The sequence below is a fragment of the Pseudomonas sp. AC355 genome (genome assembly GCF_979258205.1).
The window spans coordinates 415,417-438,468 of sequence record NZ_OZ409843.1; the positions used below are offsets into that span (position 1 = coordinate 415,417).

Consider the following 23,052-nt stretch of genomic DNA (forward strand, 5'->3'; position numbering starts at 1 on the left):
GATGCCGTGGATCTTCTCCAGAAAGCGGTTGAAGCTCTGGGCGATATCGCTCAATTCATCGCTGCCGCTCAGTTCGATGCGCGCATTCAGTGCCAGGTTGTCGGCGGCATTGCCCAGGCTGCTTTGCAGGATGGACACGCGACGCCGCAGGTTGGCGACGATCAGCCAGGACGCGATGAACGACACCAGGAGGCCCAGCACGATGATCGTCAACTGACGAGTACGGCCGTCGTTGTAGTTGTCGGTGCTGCGCTGGTTCTGCTGTTCGGCCTGCTGCAGCAGGGCATCGAGCAGTTCGTTGGCGCCCAGGCGCATGGCGCCGTAGCTCTTTGCGTATTGGTCACGATAAATCTGCTGGGCTCTGGCCATGTCGCCGCCATCGAGTGCCTGCAGCATGGGCGTGAGCTCGTTGTTGAGCATTGTCTCGAACTGATCGAGCAGCCGCTGCGCCTGTGCCCGGCGCTCCGGATTGACCTGCGCCTTGACCGCGTTGCTCATGGCTTCGCGCATGCCGGGGATGTCCTCGTTGAGGGCTTCCTGCACACGGGTTTTGACGCCGCGCTCGTCACGCAGTGCGGTGTCCTGCAGCAGCATCATGTCGATGCCAACGCGCATGCGCGGAATCCGCGAGGCGGCTTCGGCCATGGCGCGCATGGGCGCTGAGGTATTGAGGTAGAGCGCGCTCGCCTCTTTCTGCATATTGGACATGCTGTTGAGACTGGTCACCGCGACCAGAATCAGAGCGGTGCAGGGGATGGCTACTGCGATGATCAGGCGGGCTTTGAGTGTCAGCGTGTCGAGGCGCATGGGTGTTGTTCCATGTCATTGGAGTGACGCCAGTATACGGGCACTAATGATTTCATGCTGCCATGACACGCCTACCGTTCGGCGGGCCGCCGAGCAGACCTGCGCATGTGGCAAAGCCTGTCGAGCCGCCGGTTCGCCGCGAGATGAGCGTTGCGTTTCAGTTCGCCGAAAATGATGTCATTTTGCTCCGTTCAGCACTTCTTTATGGGGATGATTTGCTCGTACTATGCGTGGCGAAAAACTATCTCCAACTATCCCGAAGCCGTCCTGTCACTGTCTAACAGCGGTAAGTTCGGTAAAGATCCGTATTCGTTCAGGAGTTAATGGCACATGGCAGCACTGCAGATCGGCACCATCGAGGCTATCAAGAACAATCAGGCACAACTGCTCAATGAGTGGACCAGGGGCCTGGAGGCGAGCGGTTCGACTCGCAACCTCAAGGAGCAGGATCTGCAGCAGCAGACCGCGGAGTTTCTGCAACTGACCGTCGCCGGGCTCGAAAACGCTGCTGGTACCAACATCGCCGCTGCCAGCTGGGAAGACGTGCGCCAATTTCTGGAGCGCCTGTCGTCCAGCCGCGCATTGCTTGGCCATGACTCCCATCAGGCTGCTAGCTTCATCTTCGCCCTCAAGGGCCCGCTGTTCGCACTGCTGCAACGCCATTACCGTGACCAGCCCGAAGAGCTCGCTCAGCAGCAGTGGGAAGTCTCCGAGCTGTTCGACAACCTCGGCTTGCATACCATCCGCACGTTCCAGAAATCCCGCGAGTCGGTGATCAAGCGTCAGCAGGAAGAGCTGCTGGAGCTGTCCACGCCAGTGGTCAAACTGTGGGATGGTGTTCTGGCGCTGCCGATGATCGGCACCCTGGATTCGCAACGCACTCAGGTGGTGATGGAGTCCCTGCTGCAGCGTATCGTCGATACCGGCTCGGAAATCGCCATCATCGACATCACCGGCGTGCCGACCGTCGACACCCTGGTCGCTCAGCATCTGCTCAAGACCGTGACTGCGATTCGTCTGATGGGCGCCGACTGCATCATCAGCGGCGTACGTCCGCAGATCGCGCAGACCATCGTGCACCTGGGCCTCGACCTGCAAGGCGTGGTGACCAAAGCCAATCTGGCCGATGCCTTGAAGTTGGCCCTGAGCCGCCTTGGCGTCACCCTCAGCAAAGCGGTCTGAACCCATGGAACGCATTCCGATTTTGCGGATGGGCGAGTTCCTGCTGGTGACCATTCAGGTCGACATGCATGACCAGCTTGCCCTGACCCTGCAGGACGATCTGTCCGAGCTGATCAGCAAGACATCGGCCCGTGGCGTGCTGATCGACATCTCCGCGCTGGACATGGTCGATTCGTTCATCGGCCGAATGATCGGCACCATCTCCGGGCTGTCGAAGATCATGGATGCCGAAACCATGCTGGTCGGCATGCAGCCTGCGGTGGCGATCACCCTGGTGGAACTGGGCATGACCTTGCCGGGCGTGAGCACCGCGCTGAACGTTGATCGTGGGATGAAGTTGCTGCGGGAACGAGTAGCTCAACAATGATCGTACGCAGCAGCGGTACCCAACCGATCAACATCGAGCAGGACGTGGTATTGGCGCGCCAGACCGCACGCAAGCTGGCCACCGAGTGCGGCATGCGCTTGATCGACCTGACCAAGCTGGTCACGGCGGTCAGCGAGCTGGCGCGTAACACCATGGTCTATGGCGGCGGCGGTGACATGGACTGGCAGGTGCTCGAAGACAGCGCCCGGGTTGGCCTGCGCCTGACCTTTCGCGACGAAGGCCCAGGCATTCCCGACCTGAAGCTCGCGATGACCGATGGCTGGACGTCCGGTAACGGCCTTGGTCTCGGCCTGACCGGCGCCAAGCGTCTGGTCGACGAATTCGAACTGGACACCGCACCCGGTGAAGGCACGCGAATCACGATCACCCGATGGACATGACTATCAGCGGCAGCCTGACCCAGGTTCTGCCCATCGACGACAACAGCCAAGTTGGTCACGCCAGGCGTACCGCACAGAAACTGGCCGAGCAGCAGGGCTTCGATGAAACCGATGCCGGTCGTGTCGCCCTGGTGACCACCGAGCTGGCGAGCAACCTGCTCAAGCATGCCGGACACGGTGAGCTGCATTTGCGGGTGGTACCACGCCCGAGCGGCGCTGGCATTGAGGTGCTCGCCGTGGATCGTGGCCAGGGCTTCGACCTGAACGCCTGTCTGGCTGACGGCTATTCCACCGGCGGCACCCAAGGCATCGGGCTTGGCGCGGTCTCACGGCAGGCAGAGGTGTTCGACGTGTACGCCGATGCGCGCGGTGCAGTGCTGCTGGCACGCTTCTATTCGCGCACGGACAAGCGGCCGGACTGGCGCTTCGGCGTCAGCCAGCATTCGCTGCACGACGACCCGGCCTGCGGTGACGTCTGGCACCTGGCTGCCCAGGACGGCGCTATCAGCGCCCTGGTAATCGACGGGCTTGGCCACGGTGAAGAAGCCGAGCGCGCCGCGCTGGCTGGAGAGCGTGCCTTCGCGCTGGCGCCGTTCAGCGATTCGGTCATGCTGCTCGAAGAGCTCCACCACGCCATGAACGGCACACGTGGCGGTGCGGTGGCCATCGCCCAGGCACTGCTCGACAACGGCACCTTGCGCTTTGTCGGTGTCGGCAATATCAGCGCCACGCTGATCAGCACCGAGAAGTCCCGTGGGCTGGCATCGCACCCAGGCATCGTCGGTGGCCAATACCGCAAGGCCCGTCCTTTCGATTTTGACGAGATCAACGGTCAGCTATTGATTCTGCACAGCGACGGCCTGCAGTCGCGCTGGAACCTGAAAGACTATCCCGGTCTGGTGCATTGCCATCCTGCCGTGATCGCCGCTGTGCTGCACCGAGATTTCTGCCGCGGCCGTGACGATGTCACTGTCGTGGTCATTGCCCTGGAGGCTGCTCATGGTTGAGCCCACTGACCTTACCCACGCCGAGCAGGCCGCGCTGATTGCCCGCTTGCAAGGCGAAAGCGCTGCGCTGCGCGAAGAGCTCGATGAAACCAACCAGGGTGTGCTCGCTCTGTATGCCGAACTCGACAACCAGGCCGACGAGTTGCGCCAGGCATCGGACTTGAAGAGCCGCTTTCTGTCTTACATGAGCCACGAATTCCGTACGCCGCTGGGCTCGATCCTGAGCATCACCAGCTTGCTCACCGACGAGCTGGACGGTCCGTTGAGCGCTGAGCAGCACCGCCAGGTGGCATTCGTCAGCACGGCGGCGCGCGAGCTCAGCGACATGGTCGATGACCTGCTCGACCTGGCCAAGATTGAGGCCGGACGCATCAGCATTTCGCCAGCCTGGTTCGATATGTTCGACCTGTTCTCGGCGCTGCGTGGCATGTTCCGGCCAATCGTCGATGCCAGCGCCGTGGATCTGATTTTCGAGGAGCCGGTGGGCTTGCCGCGGCTGTTCACCGACGACAAGAAGCTGGCGCAGATCCTGCGTAATTTCATCGCCAACTCCCTGAAGTTCACTACCCGCGGCGAAGTGCGGGTATCCGCTCGCCTGGAGGGCACCGACCGGGTGCGCTTCGCGGTCAGCGACACGGGTATTGGCATCGCCCCCGAGCTGCACGGCACCTTGTTCGAAGACTTCTCTCAGGTCGACTTACCGCTGCAGAAACGCCTGCGTGGCACCGGCCTGGGGCTTTCCCTGTGCAAACGCTTTGCGGCGTTGCTCGGTGGTGAGGTCGGTGTGCAAAGCGAACCAGGCGTCGGGTCGGTGTTCTTCGTGATCATCCCGTTGGCGATTGCCCAGGAAGCCGCCGATGAAGCCTGATCTGCGCTTGCTGATCGTCGATGACAATGTTGCTACCCGCTATGCCTTGCGCAGGCGCCTTGAGCAGCATGGTTATCGGGTGCTGGAGGCCGGCACCGGCAGCGACGGGCTGGTGCTGATCCGCAACGAGTCGCCGGACGCGCTGATTCTCGACGTCAACCTGCCGGACATGAGTGGCTTCGATATCGTCCGCATTCTGCGCGCCGAACCAGGTACGGCGCTGCTGCCGGTGATCCACGTGTCGGCGGCGTCGATCCAGACAGGCGACATCATCACCGGCCTCGAGGCCGGTGCCGATGCCTATCTCGTGCATCCTGTAGACCCTGACGTACTGCTGGCGACCCTGCGCACGCTGTTGCGGGTACGTGATACCGAACATGCCTTGCGGGAAAGCGAAGCGCGTTTTCGAGAGATTTTCGCCAACGTCTCGGCGCCGATTGCCGTGCTCGATTCGAGCTTCAAGATCCACGAGTGCAACCATGCCTTTGCTCAACTGACCCAGGACAACCACGATACCCAGGCGTTGAGCGAGTGCTTTACCGCTGACCAGAGTGAGCTGCTCGATGAGTTGCGCCTGCGGTTGAAAGCCGGTGAGCGCTGGAAAGGTTCGCTGAACATGCAAGTAAAGGGCGAAACCCGGGAAACCGAGTGGCAGGTGTCACCGTACCGCACCCCGGAACTGAGTTTGGTGTTCGTCGAAGACGTCACCGAGCACCGTCGCCGCGAGCGCCTGCACTTGGCGCAGCTGGACGACGCCACCAGCAGGCTGGCCCGCGAAGTTGCCGAACGCGCCCGCACCGAAGCACAGTTGCTGCAGGTGCAGAAAATGGAAGCGCTGGGCAACCTCACCGGTGGGATCGCCCACGACTTCAACAACATGCTCACTGGCATCATCACCAGCCTGGAGCTGATTCAGAAACGGGTTGCCGAACAGCGTCTCGACCGTGTGCAGCTGTATACCGAGGCTGCGCTGAGCTCGGCGATGAGTGCGGCTGCGCTGACTCATCGGTTGCTCGCGTTCGCCCGCAAGCAGCCCCTCGACAACCGCGCCGTCGACGTAAACGAACGTGTGCGCTCGCTGGAAGAGCTGCTGGTGCGCACCATCGGCGAACAGATCACCCTGACCCTGGAACTGACCGGCAAGCCGGCCATTGCCCTGGTCGACCCCAGCCAGTTGGAAAGCGCCGTGCTCAACCTGGTGATCAACGCCCGGGATGCGCTGCCTCATGGCGGCAATATCTGGGTCAGCACTTACACCGCCCACTCCAGCGGCGATCCAAACCTGGCTGACGGCATCTACATCGCGCTATCGGTACGCGACGACGGCAGTGGTATCGATCACGCGCTGATCGACAAGGTCTTCGATCCCTTCTTCACCACCAAACCGGTGGGGCAGGGCACTGGCCTTGGGCTGTCGACCATCTACGGTTTCGCTCGCCAGTCCGGCGGCAACGCAAGCATTCGCAGCGCGACCCGGCGTGGTACGGAAGTCACCATCATGCTGCCGGCCAGTAGCGAGCCGGTCGTCATCGAGAACGATGCTGAGCAGGTTGAGCAGCGCGGCGCTGGCGAGCATGTACTGATCGTCGAAGACGTAGCCACGGTGCGAGCCTTCGTCTGCGAAGTGCTGGAGGAGGCCGGTTACCGCTGCACTCAAGCCGAAGACGTGGAGACTGCGTTGGCCCATTTGCAGAGCGATGCGGTCATCGACCTGCTGCTGACCGACGTCGGCCTGCCGCGCATGAACGGTCGCGAACTGGCCGAAGCGGCGCGCAAGCTGCGCCCTGAATTGTCGATTCTGTTCATGACCGGCTATGCCGAGAACGCCATCAACCGCCAGGTGTTCCTCGACAACGGCATGGAGCTGCTGACCAAGCCGTTCAAGATGAGCGAGCTGCTCGACAAGGTGCGTCGCTCGCTTCCTGAGGTCTGATTTTCAGCCAGGGCGGCGTTCGCCTCGTCTGTCCTCGTCAACAGCAAAAGCGAAGCTCCTCGCCCAGATAACGCACCGCCAGTTCATGGCCGCTACCGCTGATATCGAAGGGTTCGCACAGCGCGCCGGTGGACACGATGTCGCCAGCGCGCATCGTCTCGCCGCGTTCGGCGGCGTGGGCGTAGAGGGCGGCCAGTGATTGCAGCGGGTCGGTGGCGGCATCGCCGTGCAGCGTGCGCGCTTTGGGCTCGCCGTTCAGGTGTACCACCGTCGTTTGCGCGAGTTCGCGCAGTACCTGCATGTCGAGGCCTGTGCAGGCGGGCGTGCCGATGATCAGCGCTTCGAAGCCGACGTTGTCCGCCGTGAAGCTTGGCCAGCCGACGCTTTTGCGGTCGATGAAGCGTGAGCGCACCACCTCGAAGGTCAGGCAGGTATGGCTGATGTCATCGGGCTGCACGTTACGGCCCGGCAGCGGCTCGATATCCCGGGCGAGCACGAAGGCGATCTCGCATTCGATGGTCAGTGGCCCATTCACGGGTAGCTGAAGCCGTGCGCCGCTGGGGTGGCAGCGAGCCGCCTCCAGCTGGCCCACCAACGGCCGCGACAGCTGCGCCGCACGCATGGCCGCGGGGCTGCCAACGCCCAGTTTCCAGCCGGCTCGGGTGCCGCCCGCTGCCTTGAACAGGCAGTCCTGCGCGTCGTAACCCTGCTGCACCGTATGTGGGCGCAGCGCGACGGGCAGGCTGTCGAGCAGCGTTGCAGCGCGCCAGGTTTTCAGCAGTAGTGCAGCGGTAGCAACGGGGTCGAATGCATCGTTTTGCATGGGGGCTCCTGGTGGGTAATGAAAGTCAATGAGGCTAAGTGGGCGCTACGTGCGCGGTCGCAGGCGCGGCGCGAAATTCCACGTTCAGCAGTCGTTCGTAGACCTTGATCATGGCGCCCTTGTCGTCGCTGCCATGGCCTTGCAGCAAAGCCGTCTGGTAGATCGCTGTGGCAGCCGAGAGCAGCGGCAGGGGAATGCCCAGGTCGGCGCTGAGGTGTGCTGCGCTGGAGAGGTCCTTGTAGGCGTGATCGAGCGGGTAGGCGCTGTCGAAGCGGCCGGCGAGTATGTGTGGCAGAAAATAGCTGGACGCATGGCTGCGCCCGGTGCCGTTGTTGACCACGGCGCTGACCTTCTCGGCATCCAGGCCGAGCTTGACCGCCATTGGCAGAATTTCCGCCAGCGCCGCGCAATTGATGTCGTAGAGCAACTGGTTGATCAGCTTGGTCAGTTGGCCGCTACCCGCTGCGCCCATGTGCATGATGGTCGTGGCCATGCTCTGCAAGTACGGCTGCACATCCGCGAACAAAGCCTCGCTGCCGCCGCACATGATGGTCAGGGTACCGTCGGCCGCCCGTGACGGCATGCCGGATACCGGAGCATCCATGAAGTGGATGCCACGTGTTGCCAGCTCGCTTTCGATCGCCAGGGTTTGCTGGTAATCGACGGTGCTGGTGTCGACGACGATGCTTCCCGGGCGCATCCACTGTGCAAGGCCGTCTGCCGCGAACAGCAGTTCCCTGATCACTGTTGCATTGGGTAGGGACAGAAAGACCAGATCGCATTGCGCCAGGCGTCGACGATCATCGGTGGCTTGTGCGCCCAGGCCGGTCAACTTGGGGTAGGCGCGGCCACTGGCTGAGCTGACCAGCAGACCAGGGTGATCGTGGAGCAGATTGATGGCCATCGGCCGACCCATCTGTCCGAGACCGATAAAGGCGATAGGCATGGCGGGAGCTCCTGACCGATGGACTGGCGGCCATGCTAGGAGGGTCGGCTCATCATGAGAAATATATTGTTATGATGCCTTGCATCACAAATTGTTATGGGGCTGTGCCGTGAACCTGAGAGCGTTGAAGTGCTGTGTGGAAATTGCCCGGCTGGGCAGCTTCACCAGAGCGGCCGAGGCGATGCATATCGCCCAGCCAGCACTGAGCATGGCCGTGACCCGCCTCGAAGACGAGTTGGGTGTGGTGCTCTTCAACCGCGCCGCGCGGCAGATCACCGTGACCGCCGAAGGTCAGGTGTTTCTGGAACGTGTCGCCAAGGCGCTGCTGGAACTGGATATGGCGCGCCAGGAACTGGATGACATGGCCGATCTGCAACGCGGCGAGATACGCCTCGGCGTGCCACCGATGTTCGGCATCCATTACATGCCGGAGCTGCTCAGCGCCTTTCGCCAGGCGTATCCGGGCATCGTCATGAGCGTGCTCGAGGGCAGTGCCGACGAGATCGGCCGGCTGCTCGAGGCGCGGCAGATCGACCTCGCCCTGCTCGAATCACGCCGGGTGAGCGGCGCTTGGGATTCGGTACTGCTCGGCACTGACGAAATGGTGCTGTGCATGAACGAACAGCACCCCCTCGCCGGTGAGGCTCGATTGCCGGCAGGACGTCTGCAGGATGTGGATATGGTGGTGTTCGACCAGAGCTTTCTGCAGCGCCACCTGCTCGATGCATTTTGCGCTGAGGGTGGAGTGACCTACCGCATCGCCCTGCAAAGCAACTTCGTGTCCCTGGTGACCCGGGCGACCTTCGATGGGCTGGGCATTTCCACCCTGTTGCGCTCGGTACAGCAGGGCGAACCCGGTATCGTCGGTGTGCCCTTCGAGCCGGCGCAAGTGATGAGCTTCAGGCTGTGCTGGCGGGCCAACGAATACCTGTCGCTGGCCAATCGACGCTTCGTCGAATTCGCCCAGCATGCAGGCTTCTTCGGGCGCGCGACGGACTGAGCGGATTGCCGACAGGTCGCGCCGTTACGCTTACCGGGGAAGCTGCTTGCAGTAGTGGCAAAAAGTACCGAGACAGGATTCAATGGCGCTTCGCTTGGCTCCCATTTCCCTGCCTGCTCGGTTCCTATCGTGATATCTGATGACGCCGAAGCGCTTCGGCAGCGGCTGCAAGCACTCGAAGACGAAAACGCCCAACTTAAAGCCAGCCTGGCAGCATCCGAAGGCCAGGGCTGGGCTGTCGATCGCGAGATCCAGTTCCAGAAGATCTTCGAGCAGGCGCCGGCGGCGATGGCCGTGCTGCGCGGCGAGCAGCTGCGCTTCGAGCACATCAACCCGGCTTATCAGCGCGTGCTGGGCCTGGGCGATGTGACGGGCAAATCAGCACGAGAGGTGCTCGCCGGGCGCATCGAGCGGCGTTTCATCGAGTTGATGGAGGAGGCCTACCGGCGCGGTCGCCCGGTGCGCGCACGCAATTTCCAGGTGCTCGGTGAAGACGGCTATCAACTGGACTTTCTCTACCTGCCGCAGTTCGATGCCCATGGCCAGGTCGACGGCATCTTCGTCCAGGAAATCGACATCGCCGAGCAGCGTCGCGTGGAGAACGCGTTCGCTCAGGAGCGCGAGCGTTACGAATTTCTGTTCAACACCATGGACGAAGGCTTCTGCGTTATCGAATTCTTCGACGGCCCTCATGGCCCGCTCAGCGACTACATCCACATTGAGGCCAACCCGGCCTATGCCGAACACGCGGGTATCCGCAACGTGGTCGGCCAGAAGTTGCGCGAGATGGTCGGTGAGGAGGCGGACAGCTGGGTTGCACGCTACGGCCATGTGTTGCACACCGGCGAGTCGATCCGCTTCGAACAGGAGCTGGTCGCCACGGGCCGACATCTGGAAATCAGCGCCTTTCGTGTCGGCCCGGCGAGTCGCAAGCAGGTCGCGGTGCTGTTTCAGGACATCACCCAGCGCAAGAGCGCCGAGGCGTCGCTGCGCCTGCTCAACGAAACCCTGGAACTGCGCGTGCGCGATGCCAACGAGGCGCGTCGGGTGCTCGCCGGGGTCGTGGATAGTGCCAATGCGCTGATCTTCATCATGGGCTTCGATTACCGCTGGATCGCCATCAACGGCTCGGGCATGCGCGAGTTCGAGCAGGTCTTCGGCGTGTGTCCGCAGATCGGCGACAGCATGAAGGACAACCTCGCCGATCAGCCCGAGAACCTGGCTGCCGTGCTCGCGCCCTGGGAGCGTGCGCTGGCCGGTGAAGAGTTCGATGTGGTGGTGCCCTTCGAGGCCGCAGAAGGCACACGCCACTACGAAATGCATTTCAGCCGTTTGAACGACAGCGACGGTCGCCAGATTGGCGCCTACCAGTTCGTCTACGACATCACCGAGCGCCTGCGCGAGCAAGCGCGCCTGAGTGTGGTGGAAGATGCCCTGCGCCAGTCGCAGAAGATGGAGGCGGTCGGGCAGTTGACCGGCGGCATCGCCCACGACTTCAACAACCTGCTGACCAGTATCAGTGGCTCCCTGGAGCTGTTGCAGATGCGCCTCAGCCAGGGCCGCCTGAGCGATGTCGATCGCTACGTCAGCGCCGCGCAGAGTGCCGCACGGCGCGCCTCGGCGCTGACCCATCGGCTGCTGGCCTTCTCTCGCCGGCAGACCCTCGACCCCAAACCGACCAACGTCAATCGCCTGGTGGTCGGCATGGAGGAACTGATACGGCGCAGCGTGGGGCCACACATCACCACCGAAGTGGCGCTGGCTGCCGGCCTGTGGTCGAGCTTCATCGACGGCCCGCAGCTGGAAAACGCGCTGCTCAATCTGTGCCTGAATGCCCGCGATGCCATGCCCAATGGCGGCCGCCTGACCATCGAAACCGGCAACAAGTGGATCGACGAGTACGCCTCCCGCGGGCGCAACGTGCCGCCGGGCCAGTACCTGTCGCTGTGCGTCACCGATACCGGTACCGGCATGAGCGAGGAGGTGATCGAACGGGCCTTCGAGCCGTTCTTCACCACCAAGCCGATGGGCGAGGGCACTGGCCTCGGGCTGTCGATGGTGTACGGTTTCGTGCGCCAGTCCGGCGGGCAGGTGTGCATCTATTCCGAAGTCGGTCAGGGCACCACCATGTGCCTGTACCTACCGCGTTACTACGACAGCGACGAAGAGGAGACCGAGCCCACCAGTCAGTCGACCAACGCGCGTACCGATTCGCGGGAAACCATCATGGTGGTCGACGACGAGCCGGCCATTCGGATGCTGGTCGTCGAGGTGCTTGAGGAACTGGGGTACACCACACTGGAAGCTGGAGACGGAGCAGCGGGACTGAAGATTCTGCAATCCGATATGCGCATCGATCTATTGGTGACGGATGTCGGCCTGCCCGGTGGCATGAACGGTCGGCAACTGGCTGACCTGGCGCGCATCGAGCGGCCGGCACTCAAGGTGCTGTTCATTACCGGCTATGCGGAGAACTCGGTGATCGGCAACGGCCACCTGGCCCCCGGCATGCGCCTGCTGACCAAGCCCTTCACCATGGAAGCGGTGGCCAACCGCATCCACGAGATGATCGCGGGCGACAGGTTGGGCTGAGCCGGCCTTACCTTGATTAGTTGTGTACCCAGTGCAGCGGTTTTACTGCCTACGGGAAAGGTGCTGTCACGCCTGTTGCAGGCAACTCTCGGCAAAATACAGTTCGAGCAGTTTGCGTGAGGGCTTCTTGACGTCCTTGTCCAGGTCGACCGAGGAGAACCAGCGGCAGTCGGCGATCTCGTTCTGCGGCCTGGCGTTCAGGGCTTCTGGCACCGTCACACGGAAAACATGATGCGGGCGGCTGTCGAACTCGTGCAGGGCGAGGAACTCCAGCGCCTGGCTGTCCAGCCCGGTTTCCTCGAACAGTTCGCGAAGCGCCGCTTCGGCCGGGTGTTCGTTGGCTTCGATCTTGCCGCCCGGCAGTGTCCATTTCGCTTCTGCCTTGCGCACCAGCAGCACCTTGCCGTGCTGGTGGCAGATGACGGTAGCGCGGTGTTTGGCGGATTTGATCATGGGTATTCCAGACTTGGTGTGCAGTGTTCATACAGGGTGCCGAAACGCTAAAAAGTTCGGACTGTTTCTGCAGCCTACTCTTTAATTGCGCTCGTGTGATAACCGCATGGCAGACGCTTGCGACGATGATTTCAGAAATATCGTCACGTGCACGTCGAGTGCATCACGCTTGTCACCTGCCGGTGTTGGATTTCGTGCGCAGCAAGCACCGGCAGGGGCGTCGGGCTTACCCCGGAAGCGCGATACGAAGGTTCAAGAATGGGCTTCTTGGCAAGTTCGCGAGGTGCGTGGTGGCGGTTTGAATGTCATTGCGGCCTAACAAGCAGGTCGACAGGCTGACTTTCTGGAAGGGGCATCGTAGGAGTGTGCTTATGGGCTCCGGCTGGCCGCGACCGGCGCGGCAGCCAGAGCAGTGGGGCGTTACTGGAAGGGCAGACGCCTGCCTAGGGCAAAACGACCAGGGCCACTGATCGCCAATGTGGTGAAGATAATTGCCAGCAGCCAAGCGAACTGCCCCTCGGCCAAGCTCCATTCGGGGTGCACCAGCGCCAGAGAAACCAGCAGTACTGCCAGGATCGGCAAGCTGGCGAGACGGGTGAACGGCCCGAGAATTATCAGCAGCGGGCACACCACCTCGGCGAACAGTGCCAGGCTGAGGGTTATCGCTGGGCCCAGACCCAGCGGGTCTTCGATCAGGCCGAGCTCTGCCGGCACGTTCAGCAGCTTCGGCAAACCGTGTACCGCCAGCAGAAGCAGGCTGCCGGCGACACGCAGAAAGAGCAGCGCCCAGTCGCTGCGTTCATGTACCGAGGTAGGGTGCATGGCAAACCTCCAGTCAAAAGAGGTGCCACTTTGAGCCTGGCCGGGGGCAGTGTCTTGTATGGTTGTGCGCTTCTTTACCCGCTCGCTTTGTTTTGATTGGAAAGTTGCCGGGGGAGGTGTCGATGCTTTTTGATGAGCTGCTTTTTACGGCTGCGTATGCATTGTTTTCCATAAACAACAATACCCAACAGGATATGTTGTTTATGGAAAACGGCAGGCGTTCAGCGCTTCATGGTTTGATTGAGGCCATGAAGCCAAAAGAGATAGAGGCGGCTTACATGGCTCGCGTTTCGAGGGTCGGCAGAACTTCGAGGATTTCCAGAGCATCTTTGTTTTCGAAACAAGGGATGCCGGTGATGGTGAGCGATTCCATTGTTAGCGGATGGGTGAGCTCGATTGTCATCAGGTAGGGTGTTTCAATCGATTTCTGTTCAGTAATCGGATTGATGAAGTTGTAGAGTGCGTAAATTGCGTCCAAGCAGCGTGTCTTGATCATTTTGTTTATTCTTCGAGTGCGGTAGCTGTAGGGTGTGTTCAGGTTAAAAATGACCTGGCTATAAAAGTACGCTGGTAACGCGCTAATGGGGTTGGCGATACGCTCGCTGATACCCTGGTTAGCCAAGCCTGTCTGGCAGGCTGTATGTCGGCTTGGGTCGAGCAGGCGCCAAAGGCTAGGCCCGCATGTGGTGGGCCTTTGCCGTCCTCAACTAGGACGAGCGCTTACCGCCACCGCCATGGCTGTTCTGCCCGCCCTTACGGCCTGCTTCTGCCGCCTTTACGCGATCATTGGCAAAGTTTCCGCCACTGTGCTGGCCACCTTTACGACCGGCTTCCGATGCTTTTGCACGATCATTCGCGAAGTTGCCAGGGTTGCTATTGGTCATTGTTATCTCCTCATGCATGGGGGTAAGAGGACTGCCCTCATGGGTACTAAGCAACTTTCAAGCGCTTCGTTCTAGCGAAATATTTCACTATAAGACAGGCGGTCGGTGCACGAGGAAATAGCGACACTTCGCAGGTAACTAAAGCGTTGCAAGTGATCGTGCAAAAAGCCGGAGTAGGTACTGTTCTCCTTGCAAAGTGCATGAGTTATTTTTCGATGCATGTTGTTTTCATTAGAAAAGTTTCTGGCATTGCTGATGCACTAACCTAGTTGCCTGAAATATACCAAGTGTCCTAAGTATTTTTTGCAGCTTCGTTATCAAGCCGACAAAAAAACAGCGCCAGCTTATTTGCGCGGAACGAAAGCCATTTAATCGAGAGGTGAACGGTGATGATGTCCATTTTGGAACAACGGCAGATCGTTGAGGCTGCTTTTTTACCGCTGGGCTGCCGATGCAGTATCGAGGCTGACGACACGGTAACGATCCAGATTCGTGCGTCTGATGATGAACGGGTGCTCCTGAATGCGACGGGTATCAATCGCTCGGAGCTCTCCAGTTCGCGAAGCATTTCGCAGTTGGTGTTGCGCCTGAGGCGGGCGCTCGAGCACGCCAGCGCGGTCGCTGACACGCCTAAGGTTGGAAACGACAGCCTTCCTTTAAACAAACGCGGGCATGCGTCATTACCCTCGAAGAGGTCGATTCAGGGGTGATTGAGAAACTCGGCTGAGTGGCCTTCAGGCCGGGTGTCAGCCACTGAAGACCTGCGTTATCCCTCTCAATCCGCTGCCTTGCCGCGTTGCTCGTTCAGGTTGAGCAGATAACTGCGCCGGATACGCTCGACCTCCCCGCTGCGGATCAGCCTCTGCAAAGCGGCGTTCAACCCAGGCAGTTGGTTCGCGTGTTGGCGTTGCAGCTTGATGACCAGGGGCGCATTGCTCAGTTCTACCCCTCGGGGGAAGCGTCCCTGATCGAGGTGGCGAGCGGTGAGCAGTTCGGCGAACACGTCGTCCACCACTGCGATGGCGTCGACCCGGCCAAGCATCAGCAAGTCCAGCAGTGCAGGTTCTCGCGAGGTTTCAACTTTCACCAGCCGCTTATCTTTAAAGGCGGTTTCCAGGCTCTGGTAGGCATACCCGCGCACAATGCCAATGCGCAGCCCTTGCAGCTTTTCAAGTGGCAACAGGCGCGCCGGGTGGTCGCTCAAAAAGTACAGGTACTCACGAATCTGCAAATACGGCTGCGAATACACGAAGCGTTTGCCGGCATCCGCCGTGTTCCAGAGCGGTGAGTCGGCGTAATTGAGATCCAGGCGGCCTTCGTCAAGGAGCCGGTTGAGGCGGTTGGCCGGGTAGAAGACGAAATCCACCTCGTGGCCGTTCTGCGCCATGACCTTGCGCACGATGTCGACGGCGATGCCCTTGGCCTGCCCGTCATTATCCTGATAACTGTAGGGATGCCACTGCGCGCCGCCGCCTAGCAGCGGCTGCGCCAAGCCTGCGTTGCACCACAGCATCATCAGCAGAGCGCAGCCATACAGCACGCTGCAACGCTTCATAGGAACCTCATGAACATCCGTGTTGAAAAGAGGGCGAGTTTAAAACCGCGCCAGGGTGGATTGCTGTCGACTGGTATCCGATATTCATCAATGGCAGCACGTCGCCCGGCATGTGCGAGCCGGATAAACCGTACGTTATTGATGCGTATCGTTCCTAGCCGCCCAACGGTCGGTTACTTAGTCGCAACTCTATACGCGTTGTGATGTCATTTCGTTATCATCTATCGTGCTGTTTGTGTAAACGAACCACGATCACGTTTTAAGCAGCAAGCGAGAAAAGAACGATGCTGGCACCCAATCCACCCCTTCCCTTGAATGAGTTGAGCCGGCAGGCACTGCTCGATAAGCATCCGTGCCTCCTCGAACAGAGCACCGATCCCTTTCTCGACGAAGTGGTGAAGATGGCCGCGATGTACTTCAAGGCGCCCATCTCGCTGATCACCATCCTTGACCGCAAGCGCCAGTGGTTCCGCGCCCGGGTGGGCACCGAGCTGCAGGAAACACCACGCAGCGATTCGTTCTGCGCCTACAGCGTGGCGATCGGCGAGAGCGTGGAAGTGTGCGACGCCACGCGGGACGAGCGGTTTCGCTACAACCCGCTGGTCACCGGCGACCCTGGTATTCGCTATTACGCGGGTGTGCCTCTGGCGCTCGATAATGGCCTTATCCTCGGCAACCTGTGTGTGATCGATACCCAGCCACGGCCGCCGATGTCGGCGGACGACATGGCCATGCTGCAGCAGATGGGCCGCCTGGCGATGAGCCGCCTCAATGAGATGCGGGCAGCAGCCTATACCGACGGTGCTACCGGTTTGTTCAACCACGCCAAACTGGACGAAGACATCACCGATGCCCTGAGCAGGGGCGACAGCCCGCTCGCCGTGGCCATCGAGCTGGTTTCGCCGGTACAGCTCAATGACATGCTCAAATCTCTCGGCTTTCGTTTTCTCACCGACTTCACCCTGGCGGTGAGAGACACCCTGCGTACATTGCTGCCGCCCGGCTGGGAGCTTTACAAGATCAGCGCGCTGCGTTTCGCCTGCAGCGTACCTACTAGCCAGCACGAGCAGGCCGAAGACGTGTTTGCGCAACTGGTCGAAGCATTCAGCAAACCGATTCACTGTCAGGGGCTACCTGTATTGCCGCAGATCGGTGTGGGCGTGCTGCGCATGAGCGCCAATGAGCAGCCCGCTGACTGGATGCGCCTGATCGTCTGTGCGGCCGACGAAGCGCGCTCCTCGGGCTGCGGCTGGGCCTATTACGATCAGCAGATGGATGCCGCGCAGCAACGCAGCACCCGTCTGCTCAACGACCTGGCTGACGCGGTGCGCGCTGATGATCAGCTGCGCCTGGTGTTCCAGCCGCGTGTTGACCTGCACAGCGGTGCTTGTCTGTCCGTCGAAGCGTTATTGCGCTGGGCGCATCCGACGCTGGGCGAAATCGGCCCTGCCGAATTCATTCCCCTGGCCGAGAAAACCGCGCTGATCCACGCCGTCAGTTTCTGGGTCATCAACCAGGCGATTAGCCAGATCATCGCCTGGCGCCAGATCGGCCTCGACCTCAAGGTGGCAATCAACGTCTCCGCTGCGGATCTCAACAACGATCACCTGGCCGACGAAATCATCCGCTTGCTGGCTCGCCATGAGCTTGATGGCTCCTGCCTGGAAGTGGAATTCACCGAGAGCGCGTTGGTCGGTGATTTCTCGGTGGTGATCTCACAGCTCGAACGCCTCAAGGCGATTGGCGTGGAAATCGCTATCGATGACTTCGGCAGCGGCTACAGCAACTGGTCGTACCTGCGCGACATCCCGGCTGACACGGTAAAACTCGACCGTTCGTTCATGGACGACCTGCGCCCCGGGCAGAAGGACTGGAACATCGTTCGCGCGTTGATCAGCCTGGCCACGGAGTTGGGCCAGCGGGTGGTCGCTGAAGGCATCGAAACCGAGCGAACCCTGCAGGTTCTGCGTGAGTGGGGCTGTCAGGAGGCTCAGGGCTACTACATCTCTCGGCCGCTGGAAGTGCCAGCGCTGCTGGACTGGCTGCAGCAGGGCCATACAGGCGATGCGTCTGCGCGTGGGCAGGGCATTGGAACCTGCCCATTTCCAGGCGTATGACCCTGAGCGTATGAGGGCTACTCAGGCAATCCACCTGCCGCTGTGAACTGATAGCATCGGCAGGCGCCTTCCCATCACGAGCCTTCACCATGGCCCTGCACCTCTGGTTCACCTTCTTCCTGGCTTACCTGGCCACCACGCTGACTCCCGGGCCGAATGTGCTGTTGGTGGTGCGCAACGCATTGCGCCATGGGCCGTCTGCCATGGAGGCGACCCTGGTCGGTAATCTGGCTGCACAGCTATTGGTGACCACCGGCGTCGCGCTTGGTGTGGGCGCGCTGCTCATTGCCGTGCCTTCGGCTTTTCTGGCCTTGAAGGTAGTGGGTGCCAGCTACCTGATCTACCTGGGCGTGCGCCAGTTGTTAAGCCGTAGCGCTACTGCCACTAACACCGCTGTGGTGATACCCAGCGGGCCTGTCTCGAAATGGCGGATCGGCATCGAGGCGTTTCTGGTCTCGGCGAGCAACCCCAAAACCCTGATCTTTCTCTGCGCGTTCCTGCCTCAGTTCCTGCAACCGGGGCGCTCCATCGTCGGGCAGTTTCTGGTGATGTACCTGACCATCGCGGCAATCGTGATCGTCGTGCACTCGGTGTACTGCTACACCGCGTTTCGCTTCAGCAAACGCCTCAGGGCCGCGCAGTGGGTCGCTGCGATCAAACGTCTTACTGGTGCGCTGTTCATTGGTTTGGGCGTGCGACTGCTCAATACGCGCGCGTTGTAAGACGGTATCTGGTCGTACTTGTGGGGGGCAGGGCAGGTCGTTCTGATCAGCGCCACATTCTTCCCGCGAGAGGTGTTTCAAGCGTAAGCATCACCGCTGAAACCACCCTCGCCAGGTCGATGGCGCCGATTTAGTTCTTCAGCGTCTTCGTCGCTGAGTCGCTGTAAGTTTCTGCGCAGGTGGTGCGATCGCTGCCGTCCCAGCATTCGATGTTCTTCAGATCCGGCATATCGTCGCGGTGGAACACCGGCTCCACACCCTGACGGCGTTGCTCGTTGTAGTGCTTGAGCAGCCGAATGACGATGCCGGCCAAGGGCAGAATAGCGATCAGGTTGGTCAGTGCCAGCAATGGCATGAACACGTCAGCCATCGACCAGACCACGGATACCTTGGCTACCGAGCCAATCAATACGAATGCCAGCACCAGTACACGGAACAGGTTCAGGCACAGTTTGCTGCCGAACATGTACTGGATGTTCGACTCGCCGTAGTAGTAATTGCCGATCACCGAGGTGAAGGCGAACATCAGAATGGCGAAGGTCAGAAAGTGAATGGCCCAGTTGCCGAGCTGTTCGGCCAGCGCCCACTGCGTGAGGCTTGCCCCCATGGTTTCATCACCGTAGGCGTGGCTGGGATCGGCGAGCAGAATGATGATCGCCGTCATGGTACAGATCACCATGGTGTCGAAGTACACACCCAGGGTCTGCACCAGGCCCTGCTTGACCGGGTGGGATACCGACGCCGTGGCACTGGCATTGGGCACCGAGCCCATACCCGCTTCGTTGGAAAACAGACCGCGGCGCATGCCCATCATGATCGCCGCGCCGATGCCGCCACCGGCTATCTCGCGAATGCCGAAGGCATGGGTGAAAATCTCGCCGAACATGGCCGGCACCCGGCCGATATTCATGATGATGACTAGCGCGCCTATCCCCAGATACAGCACCGCCATCACCGGCACCACGGTCACCGATACCTTGGAAATGGTCTGCACACCGCCAAAGATGATCAGGCCGGTCAGCACCGTCAGCACGATGCCGATGCCCCACGCCAGTGTCTCGCTACCGCCTTCGCCGCCGAACGAGGTCTGCATGGCATCGACGATGGAATTGGCCTGCACCGAGTTGAACACCAGGCCATAGGTGATGCTGATCATTACCGCGAAGGTCACCGCCAGCCAACGCCAGCCTAGGGCCCGCTGGATGTAATAGGCCGGGCCGCCGTGGTAGCGGTACTGCTTGTCGGACTTGTACAACTGCCCCAGCGTCGACTCCACGAATGCCGTAGCGCCGCCGAGCAGCGCCACCACCCACATCCAGAACACCGCACCCGGCCCACCGAGGGCAATCGCCGTGGCTACCCCGGCGATATTGCCGGTGCCGACCCGTGACGCAGCGGAAATGGTGAAGGCCTTGAAGGAGGAAATCGCCTCCTTGTCGCCATGGTTGCTCTCGAGGATGACCCGAAACATTTCGGGGATCATCCGCAGCTGCACGCCACGACACATGTAGGTCAGATAGACGCCGCTAAGCAGCAGCATGGGAATCGCGAGGTAAGTCCAGAGCAGGCCGGAGAAGGCATCGAGCAACGCAGACACAGGCGTCTTCCTTTGGTCGTCTTTATTCGAAGGGGCGCGAGGATAGGGCAATCCGCCCAAATCCCCAAACCCGACGCCGCTGACGGCAGGCCGATAAGCCCATTTCCCTTACCCGCAGCGGTACTGCTTAGGGCAGGAAAGGGCGGGATGGTTCAGGTTTAATAGTTGCAAGGGGATAGCTAAGATATTTGATTTTTTTGGTGCAATGAGTTGAGGGCAACTGTTTCGTCGCGATTAAGCACTGCTGCCCTGTATAAACTCAGTTCTGCTCAGGCTAATGAGCGCTTCATGCCTATGCCCCAAGAGGCAATCAGACGGGACAATGTAAGTAGATTTTCATCAAATGGGCCTATCTTTTCTGATAGTTTATGTACGCTTATACTTTCCGAGTAATTTACAGTATCTTCCAGTAGAGATTCTCCCATTGGGGCGCATATCCATATATTATCTGGGTGCTGGTAAAACGGCTGGTAGAATCTTTTGTTATGCTTGGCATCAAGCTGCTTTGCATATTTAACAGTCATCCCGGTTTTATGATCAGGGTATAGTCTGACTTTTTCGCATTCAGGCGTTCTAAATACTAATCCCATCTCAAAATTCGTGCCCAAAATTTCTTCTAGCAATGTATGTGGAATTAAGTTTTCTATTTCGTGGCTGGGGAGTAAGTCAAAGTAGTATTTTGCGTGCATTCCTTTGGTTTCTTGTGTGAATCTCTTTGCAGTGGAGCCCAGTTTTCCGTTTGGATGATCTTGGTCTCGATCTATAAGGCAAATGAATAGTCTTTCATTGTTTTTTAGGTCTAAGAAACAGTTGTATGTAGTGCTGCCGCCTCCCAGTATATGAGTTATGCTTAGTTTGCAGCCACTTAAAAGCTTTTTTCTTAAAAGATATATTTCGGCAAATTTGCTGAGAATTTTAGAGTCTAAAAAGTTTTCAGTTAATATGGCGCTTTGCTGAAGCGCTGATGAGTTTATTATTTTTCTGTAGCCAATTGTGATCTTCTCTTTTGTAAAGTCTAGTCTGTTAGGGTTTTTGAAATCGATTTCAGCGTGGAAATCAAAGTTTTCTTCGATTCTCCGAGTTTCAATGATCTCGCTTTTTAATTCGTAAATCACACGTTTTGAATAAGCGCTAAGCCGGTGTTCATCTAAAAGAGATTGCACTGCCTCTATTGGCATCCATATTATATGACTTCCCTCTCCGTATGCGCAAAGAAGATTGTCTATTGCTCTGAGTTTTTCGTTAGTGTTGGTGGAGAAGTCCACGCTCTCTCGGATTATAATTATCATGGTGTTAGGCCGAAAGGAAGCCGGCAGGCCAGTCGATTAAGTATCCCTCAGGATCAAAGCCGGATAGCGATACTTTCGTGGGTACTCCATTTTTCTTTTCAAAGAGAGAGATTGTTACGTCAGATTCGGATAGCAGCTTACTTCTAATTCCTGCACCAAGTGCATCAATTAAATGTTTGCTGTGAGTCTCAATTACAACGCTAAACTGACCCTCTGCTAAAGCAGCAACTTTAGCGATTGCCTCGCCAAATTTGTACTGTAGTGCTGGATGTAAATGTAGCTCTGGTTGCTCAATAACCAATGTTCTTGGTTTTTTCCTTTTCTGTCTGGCAGCTGGGGTGTTTGAACTGAATTTTTTTCTCTCGACTAGCTCTAGCCACATGGAAACAATTACCGGCAGTATTTGAGAGTAACCAAATCCCATGTCGCTAATGTTGTGGTAACGGTCATCGCTATCTTCTTTGATTTTTAGAGCATAGTGTAGTCCCGCATTTTCTAGTTCTAACTTAAATCCAAAATTTTCAAAGATCCATTCGCTAAGTTCTCTTTTGTTTCGCGAGTCTAAGGAGTTGATGACCATGGGTAGGTTTGAGCCAGTATGATCGATTTCGCCAATTTGTAGGTCTTGATGTCGATAAAACCTTTCCGCAGATGCGCGGAGTGGGCCCAGATATCGAACTCCTTGATAGAAATTAGATAAATAGTTATCCGTTGCTTTCCAGAAGCTGCTTATTTTGCTTGTTAGAAGAAATTGATAGCAAATTGCAGATATCTCTTCTTTATTCTCGTCTAATTTTTTTAAGAAAAATTTATCTCGAGCAAAGATCTCTTTCAAGGCGAATATGAGCTCCTCGCCGGAGGAGATTGGCATGTGTTGAATTGCGAGTCTTATATTTCTGGTTTGTTTGGACTTGTGATGAAATTTTGCTAGGTAGCGTGTCATTCTTGTCAATGGCTCAGAGGCCAATAAATCCACTGAAACGATTCTTTTATGAATTCCTCCTGTTCCTGCGGATTTTATATTTATCTCCCTGTAAGAACAGACTTCTTTCGGTATAAGAGCTCCGCTTAAAGATACGCTTGTTGGTGAGTACTCTTCTTCGTGGTTTGTTATTAGGCATCGAGATGTGCATGAGAGTACTTCCTCTGCGCTGTATACTAGCTCTACGGTGCTCGTTCCGATTTTGAAGTTAACTGAGGTTATAGGTGCTTCCTTGTCCTTTCTTTTTTTAAGGCCGATGGTGCAGGTTATATTTTGATGGGTAAGTACTTCTGACTCAAACTCGTTCGCCGAGCTTAGCTCGTTGTGTACCCACATCCAGCTAGGACTTTCTGTGATGTCAAGATTCATATCGAAATCAAAGAATATTTCTTTCGCGCCATCTTGTAGTGCAGTGCTGAAATCTCCGAAGTCTACATACCCACCATACCAAAGGATAGGTGATCGTGTAGCAGACTCTACTGATTGACGTAGTAAGGGGTATGTGCGTAGGAACGTGCTTTTGCCACAGCTGTTTTTACCGACATAAACATTTATCTTCTTTTGGGGGATGAGCGTTTTTTCACTCCCGAAGCTTCTTAAGTTTCTAACTCCAAATGCATTTAATATATTCATTATGGCTGTGTCTTTAGAGGTTGATTTTTAATGGTTTTTGGTGCTTGGCTTTGTGATTTTTAAAGAAGTACA

20 protein-coding genes and 2 pseudogenes are annotated in these 23,052 nt (G+C 58.4%); 11 read left to right on the top strand and 11 right to left on the bottom strand.

Annotated features, from left to right (window positions below):
- Window positions 1–18: 18 nt before the first annotated feature.
- Window positions 19–807, bottom strand: a pseudogene (locus tag ACZ0AI_RS02025) (MCP four helix bundle domain-containing protein); the annotation flags it as partial.
- 330 nt (window positions 808–1,137) lie between these two features.
- Here ACZ0AI_RS02025 and ACZ0AI_RS02030 point away from each other — a divergent pair.
- Genes ACZ0AI_RS02030 through ACZ0AI_RS02055 form a run of 6 tightly spaced genes read left to right on the top strand, consistent with a single transcriptional unit; the run spans window position 1,138 to window position 6,565 of the window.
- Complete coding sequence (locus ACZ0AI_RS02030; RefSeq protein WP_463564331.1) at window positions 1,138–1,989, top strand: STAS domain-containing protein; 852 nt, start codon at window positions 1,138–1,140, stop codon at window positions 1,987–1,989.
- A gap of 4 nt (window positions 1,990–1,993) precedes the next feature.
- Complete coding sequence (locus tag ACZ0AI_RS02035) at window positions 1,994–2,356, top strand: STAS domain-containing protein (protein WP_225831194.1); 363 nt, start codon at window positions 1,994–1,996, stop codon at window positions 2,354–2,356.
- Window positions 2,353–2,757: an anti-sigma regulatory factor gene (locus ACZ0AI_RS02040; protein ID WP_225831196.1), complete on the top strand. Its 405-nt coding sequence runs from the start codon at window positions 2,353–2,355 to the stop codon at window positions 2,755–2,757. The genes ACZ0AI_RS02035 and ACZ0AI_RS02040 overlap by 4 nt, the downstream gene beginning before the upstream one ends.
- Complete coding sequence (locus ACZ0AI_RS02045) at window positions 2,754–3,764, top strand: ATP-binding protein (protein WP_463566037.1); 1,011 nt, start codon at window positions 2,754–2,756, stop codon at window positions 3,762–3,764. The genes ACZ0AI_RS02040 and ACZ0AI_RS02045 overlap by 4 nt, the downstream gene beginning before the upstream one ends.
- Window positions 3,757–4,632, top strand: a complete 876-nt coding sequence (locus ACZ0AI_RS02050) for a sensor histidine kinase (protein ID WP_463569934.1) — start codon at window positions 3,757–3,759, stop codon at window positions 4,630–4,632. The genes ACZ0AI_RS02045 and ACZ0AI_RS02050 overlap by 8 nt, the downstream gene beginning before the upstream one ends.
- Window positions 4,622–6,565 carry a response regulator gene (locus ACZ0AI_RS02055; protein WP_463564333.1) on the top strand — a complete coding sequence of 648 codons (1,944 nt, stop codon included), beginning with the start codon at window positions 4,622–4,624 and terminating at the stop codon, window positions 6,563–6,565. The genes ACZ0AI_RS02050 and ACZ0AI_RS02055 overlap by 11 nt, the downstream gene beginning before the upstream one ends.
- Window positions 6,566–6,602: 37 nt before the next feature.
- Here ACZ0AI_RS02055 and ACZ0AI_RS02060 read toward each other — a convergent pair whose 3' ends face one another.
- The gene (locus tag ACZ0AI_RS02060; RefSeq protein WP_463564334.1) at window positions 6,603–7,388 is read right to left on the bottom strand and encodes a 2-keto-4-pentenoate hydratase; all 786 of its coding nucleotides are present in this window, start codon (window positions 7,386–7,388) and stop codon (window positions 6,603–6,605) included.
- Between the two features lie 34 nt (window positions 7,389–7,422).
- On the bottom strand, window positions 7,423–8,334 hold the full coding sequence (locus tag ACZ0AI_RS02065) for an NAD(P)-dependent oxidoreductase (protein WP_463564335.1): 912 nt from the start codon (window positions 8,332–8,334) through the stop codon (window positions 7,423–7,425).
- Between the two features lie 109 nt (window positions 8,335–8,443).
- Here ACZ0AI_RS02065 and ACZ0AI_RS02070 point away from each other — a divergent pair, with 109 nt between their 5' ends.
- Complete coding sequence (locus ACZ0AI_RS02070) at window positions 8,444–9,334, top strand: LysR family transcriptional regulator (protein ID WP_463564336.1); 891 nt, start codon at window positions 8,444–8,446, stop codon at window positions 9,332–9,334.
- Window positions 9,335–9,463: 129 nt separating this feature from the next.
- The gene (locus ACZ0AI_RS02075; RefSeq protein WP_463564337.1) at window positions 9,464–11,926 is read left to right on the top strand and encodes a PAS domain-containing hybrid sensor histidine kinase/response regulator; all 2,463 of its coding nucleotides are present in this window, start codon (window positions 9,464–9,466) and stop codon (window positions 11,924–11,926) included.
- Between the two features lie 66 nt (window positions 11,927–11,992).
- On the opposite strand, the gene ACZ0AI_RS02080 is transcribed toward ACZ0AI_RS02075, so the two are convergent.
- The 4 genes and pseudogenes from ACZ0AI_RS02080 to ACZ0AI_RS02095 all read right to left on the bottom strand — a co-directional run.
- Window positions 11,993–12,379, bottom strand: coding sequence for an NUDIX hydrolase (locus ACZ0AI_RS02080; protein WP_463564338.1), 387 nt, complete (start codon window positions 12,377–12,379; stop codon window positions 11,993–11,995).
- A 420-nt stretch (window positions 12,380–12,799) separates the two neighbouring features.
- Window positions 12,800–13,201: a DoxX family protein gene (locus ACZ0AI_RS02085; protein WP_463564339.1), complete on the bottom strand. Its 402-nt coding sequence runs from the start codon at window positions 13,199–13,201 to the stop codon at window positions 12,800–12,802.
- A gap of 274 nt (window positions 13,202–13,475) precedes the next feature.
- Window positions 13,476–13,697: a hypothetical protein gene (locus ACZ0AI_RS02090; protein ID WP_463564340.1), complete on the bottom strand. Its 222-nt coding sequence runs from the start codon at window positions 13,695–13,697 to the stop codon at window positions 13,476–13,478.
- A gap of 211 nt (window positions 13,698–13,908) precedes the next feature.
- Window positions 13,909–14,067, bottom strand: a pseudogene (locus tag ACZ0AI_RS02095) (con-10 family general stress protein); the annotation flags it as partial.
- Between the two features lie 407 nt (window positions 14,068–14,474).
- Here ACZ0AI_RS02095 and ACZ0AI_RS02100 point away from each other — a divergent pair.
- Window positions 14,475–14,795: a DUF1652 domain-containing protein gene (locus ACZ0AI_RS02100; RefSeq protein WP_463564341.1), complete on the top strand. Its 321-nt coding sequence runs from the start codon at window positions 14,475–14,477 to the stop codon at window positions 14,793–14,795.
- A gap of 65 nt (window positions 14,796–14,860) precedes the next feature.
- Here the strand turns inward: ACZ0AI_RS02100 and ACZ0AI_RS02105 are convergent, their stop codons facing one another.
- Window positions 14,861–15,640 (bottom strand): substrate-binding periplasmic protein, encoded by a 780-nt coding sequence (locus ACZ0AI_RS02105; protein WP_463564342.1) that lies wholly within the window; start codon window positions 15,638–15,640, stop codon window positions 14,861–14,863.
- A gap of 284 nt (window positions 15,641–15,924) precedes the next feature.
- Between ACZ0AI_RS02105 and ACZ0AI_RS02110 the strand changes: the two genes are divergently transcribed.
- Window positions 15,925–17,757: a sensor domain-containing phosphodiesterase gene (locus ACZ0AI_RS02110; protein WP_463564343.1), complete on the top strand. Its 1,833-nt coding sequence runs from the start codon at window positions 15,925–15,927 to the stop codon at window positions 17,755–17,757.
- Window positions 17,758–17,846: 89 nt separating this feature from the next.
- A complete protein-coding gene (locus ACZ0AI_RS02115) occupies window positions 17,847–18,479 on the top strand; it encodes a LysE family translocator (protein WP_463564344.1) in 633 nt (210 codons plus the stop codon).
- A 130-nt stretch (window positions 18,480–18,609) separates the two neighbouring features.
- Here the strand turns inward: ACZ0AI_RS02115 and ACZ0AI_RS02120 are convergent, their stop codons facing one another.
- From ACZ0AI_RS02120 to ACZ0AI_RS02130, 3 genes are all read right to left on the bottom strand, one after another.
- Complete coding sequence (locus ACZ0AI_RS02120; protein ID WP_463564345.1) at window positions 18,610–20,076, bottom strand: alanine/glycine:cation symporter family protein; 1,467 nt, start codon at window positions 20,074–20,076, stop codon at window positions 18,610–18,612.
- Between the two features lie 269 nt (window positions 20,077–20,345).
- A complete protein-coding gene (locus ACZ0AI_RS02125) occupies window positions 20,346–21,341 on the bottom strand; it encodes a hypothetical protein (RefSeq protein ID WP_463564346.1) in 996 nt (331 codons plus the stop codon).
- Between the two features lie 28 nt (window positions 21,342–21,369).
- On the bottom strand, window positions 21,370–22,980 hold the full coding sequence (locus tag ACZ0AI_RS02130) for an AAA family ATPase (RefSeq protein ID WP_463564347.1): 1,611 nt from the start codon (window positions 22,978–22,980) through the stop codon (window positions 21,370–21,372).
- Window positions 22,981–23,052 lie beyond the last annotated feature (72 nt).